Here is an 18,195-nt window from a genome sequence, read left to right as displayed (position 1 = left end):
ACTCCTTTGTTAAAAAAGAAAGGGAAACAATAATCGTTATTTAGCAAAGTCTAAGGCATAATCACAAATGACTAGAGGATGACTAAGGTCCCTTGGAAAATAGAAAAAGATAGCCTTAAAGGCTACCTTCTTAGGAATTGAAATGTCTATTTCTAGAAAGAAGTTTAGTTAGTTTACTTCCTTTTTTTGACCTTTGGAAGTAAAGACAGACTTCCTGCTCCAGCTATAAGGGCCATTGCAGCAGCTGTGAAGAAAGGATTCTTTTGGTCGCCAGTTGCCGGGAGTTGGTTTGCTTTAGCTTGTGCTGCAGGAGCTTGTGTTTTTGCAGAAGAGCTTGTCATAGTCTGAGATTTTTCTTCTGCCTTAGTGTCTGTAGGTTCTTGCGAAGCTTGTGGAGCTTGAGCTTTTGGAGAAGCTGACTCAGATGTCTTAGGTTCTTCTTTTGGTGCTTGAGGAGCTTCTTTAGAACTTTCTGGTTTTAAAGGAAGTTCAGGTTCTTTTGGAAACTCTGGTATCTCAGGTACTTCTGATTTGTCTGGACTTTCAGGCATTTCAGGCTCTTGTGGAAGCTCTGGAGCTTTTGGATCTTCTGCTTGAGGTCTATCCAGTTCTTCTTTAGGAGTTTCTTGAGGGAAGGATTCCCCTTGCTCACCTTTTTCTCCTTGAAGACCCTGGTCTCCCTTGTCACCTTTTTGACCCTGGATACCTTGGTCGCCTTTATCACCCTTGTCGCCTTTTGCGCCCGGAGCTCCGGTTTCACTCTTTTCTCCCTTAGGACCTTGGGCACCATCCTTACCTGGCTGACCGTCTTTACCATCTTTTCCAGCAGGACCTACAGGACCCATAGTACCAGGTTTCCCTTCTGGTCCCATTGGACCCTGTTCACCTTGGGGGCCTTGAAGACCATCCTTACCGTCTTCTCCTTTAGGACCTTGAAGTCCAGGATCACCCTTTTCTCCCTTTTCGCCAGTAGGACCCATAGGACCTTGAGGACCAGTTTCACCTGGTTGACCATCCTTACCAGCAGGGCCAGCTGGACCCATTGGGCCTGCCTTGCCATCCTCACCTTTAGGTCCTTGTTCTCCTCGTTCACCTCGAGGACCAGAAGGACCTTGCTCTCCTTTGGCACCTTGAATGCCGTCTTTACCTGGTTTCCCATCTTCTCCTTTAGGACCTTGGGGACCTGGCTTTCCTTCTGGACCGGTAGGACCACGTTCACCTTGAGGACCTCGGGGTCCAGCTGGTCCCTCCTTTTTATTAAGTTGATCAATTATCTCCTGCAATATTTCAAAATACCTTTTGGAATGCCCACCAAGTTGAATAAGATAATTTCTAATTTTTATATCATGCCCTTGACTAGGAATTAATGTTGTTGCATCAGGATAATAAATTAATTGCTCCTTTAGGTCAGATAAATTATTTTCCGCCTTTACTGTACTTCCAATTCCAGCTGAGGCGAAGACTGCCACCGTTGCTAGGGCAAGGCCATAACGTTTGGCTAATTTTCCTAAATTTTTTCTTTGTGTCATATTACTGTCTGCTTTCTTTCATTATCGTCATAACTTATAATCTTATAAGCACAGTAATCAGTATATATATATATATATATATGCAATTCATATTTTTAACATTTTATTAAAAAATTAGCTTTAAAATAAGTTTTTTATTAAAATAAAGGAATTAATAGATAAGTTCAGTAAGCAAGAAATAGCAACTTTTAAGAAGTGCTATTTTTTCTGTATGACGGGTATGCCGTAGAAAAAACACCCTAGGTATTTTTCTAGAGTGTTTAAAATCATGTTTAATAGCTTTTAAATAATCAAATTATTTTTTTAAGTTGTAGAATGATTTAAGTCCTTTGTATTGAGCAACTTCACCAAGTTGATCTTCGATACGAAGTAATTGGTTGTATTTTGCAATACGATCTGTACGTGACAATGAACCAGTTTTGATTTGTCCGGCATTTGTTGCAACTGCGATATCAGCGATTGTTGAATCTTCAGTTTCACCTGAACGGTGTGATACAACAGCAGTGTAACCAGCTTCTTTAGCCATTTCGATAGCTTCAAAAGTTTCTGTCAAAGTACCGATTTGGTTAACCTTGATAAGGATTGAGTTAGCAGCGTTTTCTTTGATACCACGTGCTAGGTAGTCAGTGTTTGTAACGAAGAAGTCATCACCAACTAATTGTACACGTTTACCAAGACGTTCTGTAAGAGCTTTCCAACCATCCCAGTCATTTTCATCCATACCATCTTCGATAGTGATGATTGGGTATTTGTTTACTAATTCTTCAAGGTAATCAATTTGTTCTGCAGATGTACGAACAGCTGCTCCTTCACCTTCAAATTTAGTATAATCGTAAACACCGCGTGCTTTATCGTAAAATTCTGATGATGCACAGTCAAAACCAATCATAATACCATTTTCACCAGCTTCATAACCAGCTGCTTCAATAGCTTTAAGGATAGTCTCAACACCATCTTCAGTTCCTTCAAACTTAGGTGCAAATCCACCTTCGTCACCAACAGCTGTTACAAGACCACGTTCTTTAAGGATTTTCTTAAGGGCGTGGAATACTTCAGCACCCCAACGTAATCCTTCTTTGAAGGTTGGAGCACCAACAGGCATGATCATGAACTCTTGGAAGGCAATTGGAGCATCTGAGTGAGATCCACCATTAATGATGTTCATCATTGGTGTTGGTAACACTTTAGTGTTGAAACCGCCAAGGTAGTTGTAAAGAGGCACTTCAAGGAAGTCAGCTGCAGCACGAGCTACGGCAATAGACACACCAAGAATAGCGTTAGCACCAAGTTTCCCTTTGTTAGGAGTACCATCAAGAGCAATCATTGCACGGTCAATAGCTTCTTGATCACGAACATCAAAACCGATGATTGCTTCAGCGATAATGTTGTTAACGTTGTCAACTGCTTTTTGAGTACCAAGACCAAGGTAACGAGATTTGTCGCCATCACGAAGTTCTACTGCTTCATGCTCACCAGTAGATGCTCCTGAAGGAACCATACCACGTCCGAAAGCACCTGCTTCTGTATAAACCTCTACTTCAATTGTTGGGTTACCGCGTGAGTCAAGGACTTCGCGAGCGTAAACATCAGTAATAATTGACATTATAATAGTCTCCTTATGAGTTTTAATTTTTTACATGTTAATAATACCACAAACTAGCTCTATTTTCAACTTAAAAAGCAAGGCTTTGAAAATATTGAATGGTTTTCAAGAAAGTATTTTCTTTTTTCTGAAACTCACTTTAATAGGTTAAATAGAGATTTTAATAGCTTTCTTGCTAAAAAATAAGTATAATACAGGTAAAGTTACTTAGGAGGTCTTTATGGATTCACTAGATCACAAAATTTTGAAAAGCGCTTTAGGAGAACAACGATTAAACCCTGACCAGCAACGTTACTATTTGGGTACCTTTTCGGAACGGGTCTTATTAACCATCCCCTTAGAAGGCATTGAAGAAGATATTGCCAAATTAGAATTTGAGCGTCTTTTGCCTAATATTGTTGAAGACTATCAACCTCTTTCTTTAAAACTTTCTTCTGAACTAGACTCCCAATACCAAATGTTCTATATGAAGCTAGCTAGCAAAAAGGGAATTCCTTCCACCATCATTGATGAATCAAGTGCAAACTCTCCCTTTGCTCTTGTCCTCCACACCGACCATGCTGTTAACCTCGATGAAACCTCGATTACCACTTCAATGACCCAAAATGAAGTCGACAAAAGTGATGACAAACCTAAAAAAACCTCTTTCTGGCATAATCTCTTTGGAGATTAGGAGCTAGTATGAGTATGGATAAAGATTTAAAAACTGGGACTTGGTATTTTAATACTAAGTCTTTTTTTAAACTAGTTTTTAGTGATTTTCTCTTTTTTGGAAATAGCAGAGCTTTCTGAGTTTGTGGATTCTGACAGTTCTTGACCTGCTTCTTTATTTCTACTTGGAAAAAAGGAGACCAAAGAAAAAAGCCTGAGATAATCTCAAACTTTTGTTTTAAAATCGAATTCTTTCTCTGGTCTTTTCATATGAAGTAACAAAACGGTTGGTTACACCTGGTTCAACAGTTTCTAAGGCATATGAAATTTCATCAAAGGCTGCTTGATAGTTGTATTCATCCTCAAACAAATGCATAGCAATGTCAAAGGCATTTTGAACACCTGGTTCAAAGCTACGGTAGCGATTAGAATACTGTAACAATTGCTCTGACAAGGTGGCATTGCCAACAACCTGATAGGTACAATCTTCTAAGTTAGTAATAGAAGCTGTGGCAATATCAGACAAGCGAGAAATAGCCTCGATATTAATTTTACCTTTACTTAGTTCATCCATGAGGGCCTCAAGTTGGCTACTAGTCGTAAAGAAAATATTAAGATAATCTTGAGGAATACCTGGCAGGTGCCGTTTTTCCATAAAACGTTTAATCATATGCAACTGGGTCACATAGAGTTCAACATCTTCACGTGCTTTATCTTCAATACCTTCAATATTTTTAATAGCTTCAAAGACTTCAATTTGTCCTGATTCTACTGCTTGTAAGGTTTTGAGGCCTTTATCAAAAATGACTTGAAGCTCAGAATATGGCTTGTCATGATCTTTGAAATTCTCAGCCAGACCTAATACATTCTCCTCAACATCAGCAATGTCTTTATCAAAAGCTTTAACGGACATACTTTGATTTTCATTCAAAATATACTTATGGGACAAACGTGCCAATTCAGCTTTTAGTAAGTCACTATTTCCTTTTACATGACTTAAGTATGCTGGGAGTTTTTTACTGTTTTTGTAAGATACTTTATAGGCATTGATTTCACGTTCAAATAAATCATATAAGGTATCAATGCGTTCTTGGATATGTGTATTTTCTTCTCTTGCACGGTCTAAATCAAGGCTAATAAGCTCTGAGGCATTAGCTCTAATAGACTCCCTAATTTCTTGGAATCTTTTTTCAATATTATCTTCTGGAAAATAATAATTTTCTTCTAACAAGCGACGGTAACCAGACTCTAAATCATCTAATTGATCTGGAAAGTCCTTTTCAAGCTTAGTAACAATAGCAGGAATCTGCTCTGTAATCTGTCCTAGAGCAATCGTATGTTCTTCTGCCTTATCCAAAATCTCAGATGCTTCAACTGGGTCTCCAGAAGAATTCAAGGTAACAAATTGTGAAAACTCTGCCTCGATATTTTGCATCTGTTTATCAATTTCAGAACGAGTTGAACCAAAGCTATCCTTATCTCTAGTAATAGAGTCTTGCAAGCCCTCATAAAGGTCAAGAGCATGTGTCACCCGTGCACTGTTCTTTTCTTCTTGTTCTTTCAGAACATTTAATGCTTCACGAATTGACTTGATATCTTCTTCAACTAGATTTAACTGACTTTCAACATTATTGATTTCATTTTTAGTACGAATGAAATTGAAGGTGTCATTTAGTCGTTCTGCTTCAAAAAGATGATTTTCAATATCTGTAAATGAGTTGAGAGACAAATCTACCCATTTTTGGTTCCATTCTCTAAATGATATTTGACTTTGACCAATTAAATGAAGTGATTTCACATCTTCAATTTCATCATTGACTGGTAAAGCAAAAAGCTTTTCTTTTCTTTCTTCTAAATTGGTAATTAACGAATCATTTCGTTTACGAATAATTACGCCAATTAGATAAGCAATAATCACTAAAAGGACTATCGCTACAATTAGCAAGATAATTCCGCTTGACATCTTTGTCTCCTTATTATTTGATGCGATTTATCACATGCTAGTTCATTTGAATGTTCCATAGTAATTAATCGACTTTATTAAATTTTATAAAAAATACACTATAACGTTACGATTATAACATACTTTAAATTGGTTTTCAAAAAATATTTGACTAAATATCAAGGGTACTATAGACAGCATTTTCCTCGATAAATTCACGTCTAGGTTCTACCCGATCTCCCATTAACATATCAAAAATCTTATCTGCTTCAGCAGCATCATCTACTGTTACTCTTGCCATTAGACGGTTATCAGGGTCCATAGTGGTTTCCCACAATTGATGATCATCCATTTCCCCTAAACCTTTATAACGCTGAACAGAAGGCTTAGAACGGCCAACACTATATTTTTCAAGACCTTCTTTTAGTTCAGTTTCCTGATTTACTCCAGGTTGAATGTATTGTTTGATCTCACTTCCCACCTTGATTCCATATATAGGAGGTTGGGCAATATAGACATAGCCAGCTTCTAAGACTGGTCTCATAAAGCGATAGATTAGGGTTAACAAAAGGGTCCGAATATGGGCACCATCAACATCGGCATCTGTCATGATGACTAGCTTTTGATATCTTGCCTTGCTAACATCAAAATCAAGACCAAAGCCTGTTCCCATAGCAGTAAAGAGACTTCGAATTTCTTCATTAGCTAAGATTTTATCCATAGTAGCTTTTTCTACATTTAGAATCTTACCACGGATAGGTAAAATAGCCTGAAATTCACGGTTACGTCCTGACTTAGCAGAACCCCCAGCAGAATCCCCCTCCACAATGAAAAGCTCATTTTGACTGGCATCATTTGAAGAACAGTCAGCTAATTTCCCAGGAAGGTTGGAAATTTCAAGACCTGACTTTTTACGTGTAACTTCACGGGCCCTCTTAGCAGCAATACGGGCCTTAGAAGCCAGAATTCCTTTTTCAACAATTTTTTTAGATACTTGAGGATTTTCAAGGAGAAAACGCTGGAAGGCTTCACTGAACAAACGATTGGTAATTTTAACAACTTCTGAATTACCTAGCTTGGTTTTGGTTTGCCCTTCAAACTGTGGATTAGGATGCTTAACAGAGATAACAGCTGTTAAGCCTTCACGCACATCTTCTCCAGTCAGATTATCATCATTTTCTTTTAAGATCTTATTTTTCTTGGCATAATCATTAATAACCCGGGTAAGGGCTGTTCTAAAACCTTGCTCATGGGTTCCACCCTCATGGGTATGGATGTTGTTAGCAAAACTCATAACACTTTCATGATAGCCTGTTGTGTACTGCATAGCAACTTCTACTGCAATGCCATCCATTTCACCATCAGTATAGATTGGCGACTCAATGATAACTTCTTTTTTTTCATTTAGGTATTCAACATAAGAAGCAATCCCACCTTCATAGTGAAAGTCCTGCTTTTGTTCCATACCTGGACGTTTATCACTAATAGATATTCTCAGTCCTCTATTTAAGAAAGCTAATTCCTGAATACGCTTAGCTAATTTGTCAAAATCAAAAACCACCGTCTCCGTAAAAATCTCTGGGTCCGGAGTAAAGTGAACAGTTGTACCAGTCTTATCTGTAGTTCCAATAATAGCTAAATCATCACAGACCTGACCACGTTTAAATTCCTGATAGTGAATCTGACCATTTTTATAGACACGTACATCCAATTGAGATGACAAAGCATTTACTACGGATGAACCAACGCCATGCAAGCCACCAGAAACCTTGTAGCCGCCTCCACCAAATTTTCCTCCTGCATGGAGAACAGTAAAAACAGTTTCCACAGCTGGTCGACCTGTTTTTTCTTGAATGTCAACTGGAATTCCACGTCCATCATCAATAACAGTAATAGAGTTATCTACTTCAATAAATAGCTCAATATGTGATGCAAATCCAGCCAAGGCTTCATCAATCGAATTATCGACAATTTCCCAAACCAGGTGATGCAAGCCTTCTGAAGAGGTTGAACCAATATACATACCTGGACGCATGCGAACTGCCTCTAGCCCCTCCAATACTTGGATTTGACTGGCATCATATTCTTGAGCTTTGTCTTCTAACTTTTTATCATTTTCAATCATTAATTTACTATCTCCAATAGGGATTTATTTTCTTCAACAAGCAAGGTATCAAAACCAGCTGCTCGTCCTGCCTCAATATCAATGTGTCTATCACCAATAACAAGAGCCTTGTCAAGCTGATATTTTTCTTTTAAGTATAAGAGACTTTGGGGATTAGGTTTTCTTGCAAAACCATTTGAGGAAGTTATAATTTCTGTAAATAAGGGTAATAGGTCTGCTTCTGCCAACAAATCTAGGACTTGCTGATTACGGTGGGAGACTAAAAAATTCCGTGACCCCAAAGCAACAATCTTGCTGAGGACTTCTTGTGCGCCTTCAACCCAGATAGGATGAGCTAAGAGCTCTGCTTCATTAGCTTTATAGCGACTTAAAAAGTCTGGGTGCTGGGGCGCAAATGCTAAAATAGCATTCTCTGTTGATTCTTTTAATTTTTTATAGACAGCATCATGGCTGGCAGAAAGTCCATATTCTTCCAAAGTTTTAATAAATGCCTGAGTGGATGTCTTGTAATTATCCAGCAAAGTTCCACCCAAATCCCAAATATAATCTTGATAATCCATAAGCCCAATTATAACATAAATTAATGTATTTTTACAGTTTTTATACAAAATAAAAGATTGCCTAAATGGGCAAGTTAGGGCCTGCTAGCCATCTAAACAATCTTAGTAATATTTATGACTTCTACGTAAATGAAGCTCGTCATCTTTTTCTCTTGTTAGGATATTTTGATAATTCATGGACAAAATCAAACCTACCCCAATAAGATTAGAAATTAAGGAAGATCCTCCTTGAGAAATAAAGGGCAAAGGAATCCCTGTTAAAGGCAATATCCCTACTGCTGCACCGATATTTTCAAAAATATGGAAGAGAATCATCATGATAAATCCTGTGGAAATATAGGTGTAAAAGAGATTGTTAGAAGCAAAGGTAACCTTCAACATCCTATAAATGAGAAGCAAATACAAGATAAGTAACAAGGAAGCACCTAAGAAGCCAAAATTCTCAGCAATTACTGTAAAAATCATATCACTTTCACGAACAGGAACTGATAAATCAATATGGTTAAACCCTTTGCCAAAAAAGCCACCACTAGCAATAGAAATCATACTTTGAGTTTGTTGATAAGCAATACTTTCAGAAAAATCAAAGGGTGTCAACCAGGCTGAAATCCTATTCATCTGATAGCCATCCATACCTAGCTTAAATAATAAATCCTTACCTTGAGGTAACATAAAAATCACAAAAAAACTAGTGATTAGTAACACAAAAATAAGGGTAATAGGCAGAATAATCCACCAAGAAATGCCTGAAATAAGTACTACTCCTGCTAGTATAGCTAGGAAAACCAAGGCCGTACCAAAATCTTTTTGCAGGGCCAAAAAAATCATTACGGGAATAGTTACCAGAATATAGATTCCTAATAATTTCCAGTTGTTTTTCAAAGTGGGTAAGTGTCCCTTACTTTTAAACCATACTGTTAGGCGAGCTAGGGCTAGAATATATGACATTTTCATAAATTCAGAAGGCTGAAATAGAGTAACTGAACCCAAGGCTATCCAGTTTTTGGAGCCAGTCGTAGCTACCAATTGAGGACTATAAAAGATTAAAGGAAGGACCATTAAACCAAGGCCCAAGAGATAGAGCCATGGGGTTAGTTTCCATAGTAACTTGGTGGTAAAAAACATGAGGGTAAAGGCAAAAATGGAACCAAATATAATCCATAAAACCTGCTGACCCATAACCTTTGATAAATTATGAGGATAATCATGATTTATGGCTACATAAACAGATACCAAACCAATGATGATGAGAAAAAATACGGGTGTAATAATTGTGTAGTCTATTTTATTATCGAGACTTCTATTTTTATGAAGAACCATCTTTTACCTTCTTAAACTTGTCATTCTATATAACTATTCGTAAAACATTTTCCTTTTTTTACGATTGTGGACGAAAAAAAGCCAACTAGTTGGCCAGATGATGTATCATTCAATGACCCCTGCTAGAATCGAACTAGCAACTACTCCTTAGGAGGGAGTTGTTATATCCATTGAACTAAGGGGCCTAAATTTCATTACCTTATTATTGTAGCTTAGAAAAAGCTGAAATGCAAGATTAAATCTTTAGTCTTTATGGCTTTCTCTCAACTTTCTTATTTCAAGACGAGTTCTTTATATTAAGCATGAGTTACTAGAACTTTCTCCTTTAAGGAGAGCAAGGCACAAAAAAACTACCAGTAATAAATAAGACTGGTAGTTTTCTTTTTACTGTCGATTTTAAGCTCTTCAGCTCATCTAAGGCTAAACAATTAAAATTAACGACGGATTTCTTTAATACGAGCTGCTTTACCTTGTAATGCACGTAGGTAATAAAGTTTAGCACGACGGACTTTACCGTAACGTACCACTTCAATTTTAGCTACACGTGGAGTGTGGATTGGGAAAGTACGTTCAACACCGATACCGCTTGACATTTTACGAACTGTGTACATTTCTGAAATTCCTTGACCTTTGCGGGAAATAACAACCCCTTCAAAAATCTGGATACGTTCACGACTACCTTCAACAACTTTTGCATGAACACGAACAGTATCACCAGCACGGAACGCAGGAATATCAGAGCGAAGTTGACCTTCAGTCAAACTTTGGATTAATGGATTCATTTTATATTCTCCTATCTTACTAATCTTAAGTACCTGTCTCAGCGGATTAGCTTTAATTTTTGTATGTCCATTACACACGAACTTCATCATATCATATCTGGCTAAAAAAGTAAAGCACTTCTTCTGGAAAAACTCCTTTACGGTGCTTAAACTTTGCTAACTATTTTCCCCTTACTTATTACCTTGAAAATAAAAAGTTTTTTAGAAAGAAATAATGACATTCCTAGCAATCATGATATAATAAACTTAACATATTGTTATAATATTACTTTAATAACTTATTGTGACATAATTCTTATTCTAAGGAGTAAAAAATGAAATCTCTGTTTAAAGGTTCACTGTTTCATACCCCAAGCTATGGGAAGATGGAATTTATTGAGGACGCCTTAATTGAAGTCAACCCTAATGGTATTATTGAAAAGTTAGTAAGAAAAGAAGATTCTAACTATAATCAACTTTTGAAAGAGGCTAGACAAGATGGCCTGGTCGAAGAATTAAAGGCTGGACAATACTTTTTGCCTGGCTTTATAGACCTTCATGTCCATGCTCCCCAATGGCCTCAAGTTGGGGTCTCCTTAGATGATCCTCTCAATATCTGGCTTGATGAATGCACCTTCCCCTTGGAAGCCAGCTATAAAGATATCGAATTTGCTAAGACAGTCTACCAAGACCTAGTTAAGACCCTACTAGCTCGTGGAACTACTACTGTTTTATATTTTGCAACTATTCATAATGAGGCTAGTTTAGAATTGGCTAAAATTTGTGCCCATAAAGGCCAAAGGGCTTTCGTCGGTAAGGTGGTCATGGATGATAAAAATACCTGTCCAGACTTCTATCGTGATGAAAGTACAGAGATAGCTCTTGCCAATACCGAAAAATTCATTAAAGATGTCCGTCAGCTCGCCAAAAATGTGAAACAAGGGGTTTACCCTGTTGTAACCCCTCGCTTTGTTCCTAGCTGTACTGATGAAGCCCTTAGAGGCCTGGGACAAATAGCCCAAAAATATGATGTCCATGTACAATCTCACTGTTCTGAAGGGGACTGGCAGGATAATTTTGTAAAAGAACGTTTCGGTAAAAGAGATGCCGAGGTACTTGAAAGTTTTGGCTTATTAAGGAAAAAATCAGTCATGGCCCATTGCAACTTTTTAGATGAGGTGGGTGCGGATATCTTTATTAAAAATCATACTGCTATCGGCCACTGTCCTTTGTCAAATTCCTACTTTGCTAATGCTGTTCTCCCTGTCAAACGCCTAAAAGAACGAGGGGTAACAATCGGTCTTGGAACTGATATTTCTGCTGGCTTTACCCCAAGTCTCTATGATAATCTTCGCCATGCTGTTGTCTCATCTCGCATGCTAGAAGATGGGGTAGATCCTGCCAAAAGTCCTCAAGAAAGAGGTCTAGCTTCTTCTCGCATTTCTGCTCTTGAAGCCTTTTATCTCGCTACTCGTGGTGGAGGGGAAGCCTTGGATATTCCAGTAGGAACTTTTGAAGTGGGGCAAATTTGTGATTTACAAGTCATTGATATGTCTATTGACCATAACAAACTTGACCAATTCAACATCTTTATCAAACCCCAACAAATCCTTGAGAAAATCCTATACCTAACTACTCCAGAAAATATCAGAAAAGTCTATGTCCAAGGTCAGCTGGTTCATAGCAGAGACTAAATCATAAAAAAACTAGTAAGACAGCTTAGACTACTATCTTACTAGTTTTTCTATTCTTAAAGGTTAGATGAGCTCTGGTCCTTTTTGCTTACCATAAATAGATACTTCTCTGTTTAGCATATAAGAAAAGGCTACTACAATAAAGATAGAACTGATCTGATTAGGGCCAAAAACTTCCAGACCTATAAAAATAGGTGCAAAAAAAGTATTGGTAGCACTAGAAAATACTGCACAATAACCTAGAGCTGCTGCTAATTGATAGGAAATCCCAAAATAAGGTCCTAAAAAACTGCCTAGACTAGCCCCTATGGCAAAAAGTGGTGTCACCTCGCCACCTTGAAAACCTGCTACAATCGTCACAATGGTAAGTCCTAATTTCAAAAGCCAATCATAAGCATAAATTTCTTGTCCCCTAAAAGCAAGGCTAATAAGGTTTGTTCCAAGACCACTATAACGGCCCCAAAATAAGAGAAATAAAGCTAGGCTTAAGGTTAATCCAAGTAGAAATATTCTCTGGTAGGGATTTGCTAATTTTTGAGCTAAAAAGCCTTTAAGCCATTTCAAGCCAAGTGCAAAGAGATTACCAACTAGCCCAAAGATAAGTCCTAGTAGGACAAGTTTAAGCATTAATTGTGGGTTTAGATTAGTCTTTTCTCCTAGAGGCATTGAGAATTTTTCTAAACCCAGATAATGTGAGCTAAAGCTTGCTGTGAAAGAGGCAATCACGACAGGAAGAAGGGCCTTAAAAGGAATCCTATCTAGCACAAGTACCTCTAAGGCAAACAAGCTGGCAGCCATGGGCGTTTGAAATAAACCAGAAAAACCAGCAGCCATCCCACAGATAATAAAGAGCCTTGAGGCATTAGGAATCTTCCCCATTTTTTGGCCATAATAAGCTACTCCTGCTCCGATTTGAACAGCTACTCCCTCGCGTCCAGCACTGCCACCAAATAAGTGGGTAAGCCAGGTACTTAAGATCACAAGAGGAATTAAGGCTTTGGGCAGTTCTGTTTTTCTTCCCTGTCCTAAATCAAAAATCAAGGACATTCCTTGGTCAGACCCTTGGCCAAAATGCTGGTAAATAAAAATGATAAATAGACCCACAAAAGGCAGAAATGGAAGAGTTAGCAAGAGATTATCATCCCTAAAATCTGATAGGACTAACAAAACACTACCAAAAATAAAATCTAAAGCTCCCACAACTAGACCTATCAGCAAGGCTAAACTTGCAATTAAAAACATTTCTGTGATAGACCTGTGCTTGGGCCTCATACTCTCTAAACAATTAATCATCTAGACTTTTCCCACTTATTTGCTGCTTTTGGAAGGCGCGTGAATGGTCCATAATAGACTGAAAAGTTGCTACTACTGCCTCTTGGTAGAGGGGATTTTCTACTAAAATTGCTACTTGGCTTAACTTTTCATGCTCTCTATTAGAATCAAGAACAGCTAGCTTTTGGTCTTGTTTAAGGCTGGCTACTTGCTTAACCAGGGCCATTCTTTTCTCAAGCAAGGCTACTAGCTTACCATCAATATCATCTATTTCTACTCTCAAGGATTCTATAGACATCTCTTACCTCTTTTCTCACTAAATCATTACTGTATTTCATAAAACAAGTCGTCAAAAAATGCCAAGGTTTAGCTTGACATTTTCAGTAACCAACATGTAAGCCCAAGACTAAAAGACTTATAGAAAATCAAGAGATTCAGATATTTTTTCTGCAAATGCTTCTAGATTATCAATATCTTCATCTTCAGCTGCTAAATCAACCTTGACAGAGTCTGCACCTTTGCTAGCTCCTGTCATTGCAAATTGTTCTTCAAAATCATCCACAGATTTACAGAAATAATCATAAAAAGTGTCACCAGATCCCACAACACCATATATTTTTCCTGATAAATCTAAATCTTGTAGGTCTTCATACAAGTCAACAATTTCATCTGGTAAGTCCCCATCACCATAAGTGTAGGTTGCCACAATGGCTATGTCAGCATCTTCAAATTCTGAAGCATCTACCGTGGTACATTCATCAATTTCAACATCATGTCCTAATTCTTGTAATTTATTAGCGACAATATCAGCAATCTCTTCAGTATTTCCTGTCATGCTGGCATAGACTATTTTTGCTAATGCCATATTCTCCTCCAAAAACAACTAAATTCTATTTATTTTAACACACTTTTTTTAGAAAATCACTAGCAAAGCCGACTTAATCTCTACTAAATGGCCAGCTCTTCATCCTGGCTATTCCTTTTTAGCCATTTCAAATTTTTGTTTTCTACTTTTGAATTTGATATGATGGCAGTATAAATAAGTAGAAAGTTAGGTGAGTCATATGTCAGATTATAAGTTACCTCCTGTATGGAAAAATACAGCTGATGCTAATTCCCTAAATCAAGATACTGCTGGAAGTCGTTTCCAGCAAAAACTCCCCCAAGGTGAGGCTCCTTTTCAACTGTATACCTTTGCTACTCCTAATGGACTTAAGCCTCTTATTATGTTTGAAGAATTGAAGGAATTAGGCATAGCAGATGCTTCCTACAATGCCTACAAAATTGATATTAGCCAAGGTCAGCAATTTGGCAGTGACTTTGTTAAGATTAATCCCAATTCTAAAATACCTGCTCTTTTGGACCTTTCTAAGGGTAAGGGCATTCGGGTCTTTGAATCAGCTAATATCTTACTCTATTTGGCAGAAAAATTTCAGCTTTTCATGGATTTTGAACTTGAAAAACGTACTGAGGTCCTTAACTGGCTATTTTGGCAGACAGGAGCTGCCCCTTTTCTAGCTGGTGGTTTTGGTCACTTTTTCCATTATGCACCAGAAAAGCTAGAATATCCTATTAATCGCTATACTATGGAAGCAAAGCGCCAGCTTGACCTTTTAGATAAGTATTTAGCAAAGCAGGACTACATGCTTGGAGAAAAGTACACTATTGCTGACATGGCTATTTGGTCTTGGTATGGCCAGCTTGTCGAGGATAAACTCTATGACAATGCTGCTCAATTCTTAGATGTTAATTCCTACAAGCATCTCAAGGCTTGGGCAGAAAAGATTAGTCAAAGACCTGCTGTTAAAAGAGCCAGCCAGATAGAACTAGGAACAATTGATTAAGTGTTTAAACCTCAACTACCTCAAAAAGTGAGCTTACTTGGCTTGTTTTTTGGGGTGGTTTTCTGATTTATCCAAGAAGTAAGTTTGCTTGATTTATGGTATAATACTAAGAAACCAAGAGACACTATCAACCCATTATATAAGGAGACTTAGCAAGTATATGTCCATTTACCAATCCCTATTAGAAAAGATAAACCATTATCAAACCATCATCATTCATCGTCATAAAAATCCAGATCCCGATGCACTTGGCAGTCAGGCGGGTTTAAAAGAAATTATTGCTCATAATTTCCCAGAAAAAAAGGTTCTCATCACTGGTCAAGATGAGCCTAGCCTAACTTGGATGATCGAAATGGACCAGGTAAGCGATCAGGATTATGCAGAGGCCCTAGTCATTGTGACAGATACTGCTAACAGCCCTCGCATTGATGATGACAGGTATCTAAAGGGCCAATACCTTATTAAGATTGATCACCATCCTAATGATGACCTTTATGGGGATATTTGTCTGGTGGATACAAAGGCCTCAAGTGCCAGTGAGATTATTGCTGATTTTGCTCTTTCCAGCCACTTAAAACTTACTGATAAGGCAGCAAGCTTACTCTACACTGGGATTGTTGGTGATACGGGGCGTTTTCTCTACTCGGCTACTACTAGCAAGACCTTTGCTATTGTTAGTCAATTACGTCAGTTTGACTTTGATTTTGCTGCTATTTCTCGCCAGATGGATTCATTTCCCTTTAAAATTGCTAAATTACAGGCCTATGTTTTTGAGCATTTAGCTATCGATAATAGCGGAGCTGCTCGGATTGTGCTAGGTCAGGACCTTTTAAAGTCCTTTGGTGTCAGTGATGCAGAAAGCTCTGCTATTGTCTCAACTCCGGGGAAAATTGATGTCGTGCAAAGCTGGGCTATCTTTGTTGAGCAAGCAGATGGTCACTATCGGGTGCGCATGAGGAGTAAAGATAAACCCATTAATGAGATTGCCAAAAGGCATGAAGGGGGAGGGCATCCGCTGGCCAGTGGGGCGAATTCTTATAGTCTAGCGGAAAATGATCAGATTTTTCAAGAAATGATTGACCTTTTGTCCTAATTTTTTCTAAAATATAGTAGAAAACACTTGTCAAAGGCTCTATATTTTGTTACACTGGTTTAGTTAATAACTATGGGGCACAAGTGCCATGGCAGAAAGGAAATATTGTAAAGATGAGAAAAAACATCCATCCAGATTATCGTCCAGTTGTCTTTTTAGATACAACTACAGGTTACCAATTCCTCAGCGGTTCTACTAGATCAAGTAAAGAAACTGTTGAGTTTGAAGGGGAAACTTACCCACTTATCCGTGTTGAAATCTCTTCAGATTCACACCCATTCTATACTGGACGTCAAAAATTCACTCAAGCAGACGGACGTGTCGATCGTTTCAACAAAAAATACGGTCTCAAAGACGAAAACGCTGCAAAATAAGCAAGACTCTGTTAGATTACCACTTCTACTTCTGGAAGTGGTTTTTTACTGCTTTTTTACCTTAAGAGCTAAACGCACACATAGCCTAAACCCTTAGAAAGGATCTTCTAAGGGTTTAGGCTTATCATAGCTTCTTGCTAATGATCTTATAGGAATAATAAGTTTTAGGGACCTTATTTTCTTTTAAAGTTTGGAAGTAATCCTAAGCTTCCTGCTCCAGCTATTACAAACATTGCAGCAGCTGTGAAGAAGGGATTTTTTGAATCGCCAGTTGCTGGGAGTTGGTTTGCTTTAGCTTGTGCTGCAGAAGTTTGTGTCTGCTCTTGTGGTTTTGCAAAAGAGCTTGTCATAGTCTGATATTTTTCTTCTACCTTAGTGTCTGTAAGGTTTTGAGAAGCTTGTGGAGCTTGAGCTTTTGAAGAAGCTGACTCAGATGTCTTAGGTTCTTCTTTAGGACTTTCTGGTTTTAAAGGAAGTTCAGGTGCTTTTGGAGTGTCTGGGACTTGTGGTAGTTCAGGTACTTTTGGCTCTTCTGGAAGTTCTGGAGTTTTTGGCTCTTCTGTTTGAGGTTTATCCAGTTCTTTTTTAGAAGCTTCTTGTGGCAAGGACTGACCTTGGTCGCCTTTGTCACCTTTTTGGCCTTGAATACCTTGGTCACCTTTGTCGCCCTTATCACCTTTTGCACCAGGAGCGCCGGTCTCACCCTTATCTCCCTTAGGTCCTTGGGCACCATCCTTACCTGGCTGACCGTCTTTACCATCTTTTCCAGCAGGACCTACAGGACCCATAGCACCAGGTTCGCCTTGGTCGCCTTTGTCTCCCTTTTCACCATTAATACCATCTTTACCAGGTTCGCCTTTTTCACCATTAATGCCATCTTTACCCACAGGCCCAGCAGGTCCTTGTGATCCTTGTGGTCCGGCTTCTCCATCTTTCCCGGCGGGACCTATCGGGCCTTGAGGCCCTGGTGTCCCAATACCTTCATTTATTAACTGTAAATAGTCTTTTAAATAACTTTCAAGTTCTACAAGATATTGTTTTAAGTCTGATTTTTGTATACCAAGCAAGCCACTATAATAAGGAATTTTTTCTGTTGCATTTGGATACTTACTTAATTTAATTTCTAGCTGTTTTTTCATTAGCTCAGAATCTTTTAAATCTAGATTATCTTCCGCCTGTATTGTACTTCCAATTCCGGCTGAGGCAAAGACTGCCACTGTTGCTAGGGCAAGTCCATAACGTTTTGCTAATTGTTTTCTTTGTGTCATATTACTGTCTACTTTCTCTTTAATCTAAAAACTTATCGTTTTATAAGCGCAGTAATCAGTATATATATGCAATTCTATATATATATGCAATTCACATTTTTAAAATTAAATTAAAAATTAGGTTAAAAAATAAGTTATTTATTAAAATTAATATAAAAG

16 protein-coding genes and 1 tRNA gene are annotated in these 18,195 nt (G+C 38.0%); 5 read left to right on the top strand and 12 right to left on the bottom strand.

Annotation, left to right across the window (positions count from 1 at the left end; translation table 11 throughout):
* Positions 1 to 173 precede the first annotated feature (173 nt).
* Together A3GU_RS0101480 and eno are read right to left on the bottom strand one after the other, a co-directional pair.
* Positions 174 to 1,529, bottom strand: a complete 1,356-nt coding sequence (locus A3GU_RS0101480) for an LPXTG cell wall anchor domain-containing protein (RefSeq protein WP_018365764.1) — start codon at positions 1,527 to 1,529, stop codon at positions 174 to 176.
* A 295-nt stretch (positions 1,530 to 1,824) separates the two neighbouring features.
* Positions 1,825 to 3,132 (bottom strand): surface-displayed alpha-enolase, encoded by a 1,308-nt coding sequence (gene eno / locus A3GU_RS0101475; RefSeq protein ID WP_018365763.1) that lies wholly within the window; start codon positions 3,130 to 3,132, stop codon positions 1,825 to 1,827.
* Between the two features lie 220 nt (positions 3,133 to 3,352).
* Between eno and A3GU_RS0101470 the strand changes: the two genes are divergently transcribed.
* The gene (locus A3GU_RS0101470; RefSeq protein ID WP_018365762.1) at positions 3,353 to 3,805 is read left to right on the top strand and encodes a YueI family protein; all 453 of its coding nucleotides are present in this window, start codon (positions 3,353 to 3,355) and stop codon (positions 3,803 to 3,805) included.
* Between the two features lie 216 nt (positions 3,806 to 4,021).
* On the opposite strand, the gene ezrA is transcribed toward A3GU_RS0101470, so the two are convergent.
* The 6 genes from ezrA to rplS form a co-directional block, all read right to left on the bottom strand.
* On the bottom strand, positions 4,022 to 5,746 hold the full coding sequence (ezrA, locus tag A3GU_RS0101460) for a septation ring formation regulator EzrA (protein ID WP_018365760.1): 1,725 nt from the start codon (positions 5,744 to 5,746) through the stop codon (positions 4,022 to 4,024).
* 151 nt (positions 5,747 to 5,897) lie between these two features.
* A complete protein-coding gene (gyrB, locus tag A3GU_RS0101455) occupies positions 5,898 to 7,850 on the bottom strand; it encodes a DNA topoisomerase (ATP-hydrolyzing) subunit B (RefSeq protein ID WP_018365759.1) in 1,953 nt (650 codons plus the stop codon).
* Positions 7,850 to 8,410, bottom strand: a complete 561-nt coding sequence (locus tag A3GU_RS0101450; protein WP_026216407.1) for an HAD-IA family hydrolase — start codon at positions 8,408 to 8,410, stop codon at positions 7,850 to 7,852. Before A3GU_RS0101450 ends, gyrB begins: the two co-directional genes overlap by 1 nt.
* A gap of 102 nt (positions 8,411 to 8,512) precedes the next feature.
* Complete coding sequence (locus A3GU_RS0101445) at positions 8,513 to 9,730, bottom strand: FtsW/RodA/SpoVE family cell cycle protein (RefSeq protein WP_018365757.1); 1,218 nt, start codon at positions 9,728 to 9,730, stop codon at positions 8,513 to 8,515.
* Positions 9,731 to 9,843: 113 nt separating this feature from the next.
* Positions 9,844 to 9,915: transfer RNA gene (locus A3GU_RS0101440), tRNA-Arg, on the bottom strand.
* Between the two features lie 249 nt (positions 9,916 to 10,164).
* Entirely contained in the window at positions 10,165 to 10,512 is a 348-nt protein-coding gene (gene rplS / locus A3GU_RS0101435) for a 50S ribosomal protein L19 (RefSeq protein WP_018365756.1), read from the bottom strand.
* A 314-nt stretch (positions 10,513 to 10,826) separates the two neighbouring features.
* Between rplS and guaD the strand changes: the two genes are divergently transcribed.
* Positions 10,827 to 12,185 (top strand): guanine deaminase, encoded by a 1,359-nt coding sequence (guaD, locus tag A3GU_RS0101430; protein WP_018365755.1) that lies wholly within the window; start codon positions 10,827 to 10,829, stop codon positions 12,183 to 12,185.
* A gap of 63 nt (positions 12,186 to 12,248) precedes the next feature.
* On the opposite strand, the gene A3GU_RS0101425 is transcribed toward guaD, so the two are convergent.
* The 3 genes from A3GU_RS0101425 to A3GU_RS0101415 form a co-directional block, all read right to left on the bottom strand.
* A complete protein-coding gene (locus A3GU_RS0101425; protein WP_018365754.1) occupies positions 12,249 to 13,478 on the bottom strand; it encodes a chloride channel protein in 1,230 nt (409 codons plus the stop codon).
* Positions 13,471 to 13,755, bottom strand: a complete 285-nt coding sequence (locus A3GU_RS0101420; protein ID WP_018365753.1) for a chorismate mutase — start codon at positions 13,753 to 13,755, stop codon at positions 13,471 to 13,473. The genes A3GU_RS0101425 and A3GU_RS0101420 overlap by 8 nt, the downstream gene beginning before the upstream one ends.
* A gap of 117 nt (positions 13,756 to 13,872) precedes the next feature.
* Complete coding sequence (locus tag A3GU_RS0101415; protein ID WP_018365752.1) at positions 13,873 to 14,322, bottom strand: flavodoxin; 450 nt, start codon at positions 14,320 to 14,322, stop codon at positions 13,873 to 13,875.
* Positions 14,323 to 14,521: 199 nt separating this feature from the next.
* Here A3GU_RS0101415 and yghU point away from each other — a divergent pair, with 199 nt between their 5' ends.
* The 3 genes from yghU (at position 14,522) to A3GU_RS0101400 (ending at position 16,768) form a co-directional block, all read left to right on the top strand.
* Positions 14,522 to 15,301, top strand: a complete 780-nt coding sequence (yghU, locus tag A3GU_RS0101410) for a glutathione-dependent disulfide-bond oxidoreductase (RefSeq protein WP_018365751.1) — start codon at positions 14,522 to 14,524, stop codon at positions 15,299 to 15,301.
* A 160-nt stretch (positions 15,302 to 15,461) separates the two neighbouring features.
* Complete coding sequence (locus tag A3GU_RS0101405) at positions 15,462 to 16,394, top strand: DHH family phosphoesterase (RefSeq protein ID WP_018365750.1); 933 nt, start codon at positions 15,462 to 15,464, stop codon at positions 16,392 to 16,394.
* 113 nt (positions 16,395 to 16,507) lie between these two features.
* Positions 16,508 to 16,768 carry a type B 50S ribosomal protein L31 gene (locus A3GU_RS0101400; protein WP_018365749.1) on the top strand — a complete coding sequence of 87 codons (261 nt, stop codon included), beginning with the start codon at positions 16,508 to 16,510 and terminating at the stop codon, positions 16,766 to 16,768.
* A gap of 173 nt (positions 16,769 to 16,941) precedes the next feature.
* Here the strand turns inward: A3GU_RS0101400 and A3GU_RS10595 are convergent, their stop codons facing one another.
* The gene (locus A3GU_RS10595; protein ID WP_018365748.1) at positions 16,942 to 18,036 is read right to left on the bottom strand and encodes an LPXTG cell wall anchor domain-containing protein; all 1,095 of its coding nucleotides are present in this window, start codon (positions 18,034 to 18,036) and stop codon (positions 16,942 to 16,944) included.
* Positions 18,037 to 18,195: the final 159 nt, after the last annotated feature.

This window comes from Streptococcus didelphis DSM 15616 (genome assembly GCF_000380005.1).
Taxonomy (GTDB): domain Bacteria; phylum Bacillota; class Bacilli; order Lactobacillales; family Streptococcaceae; genus Streptococcus; species Streptococcus didelphis.
This window is presented reverse-complemented; position numbering and strand designations above follow the sequence as displayed.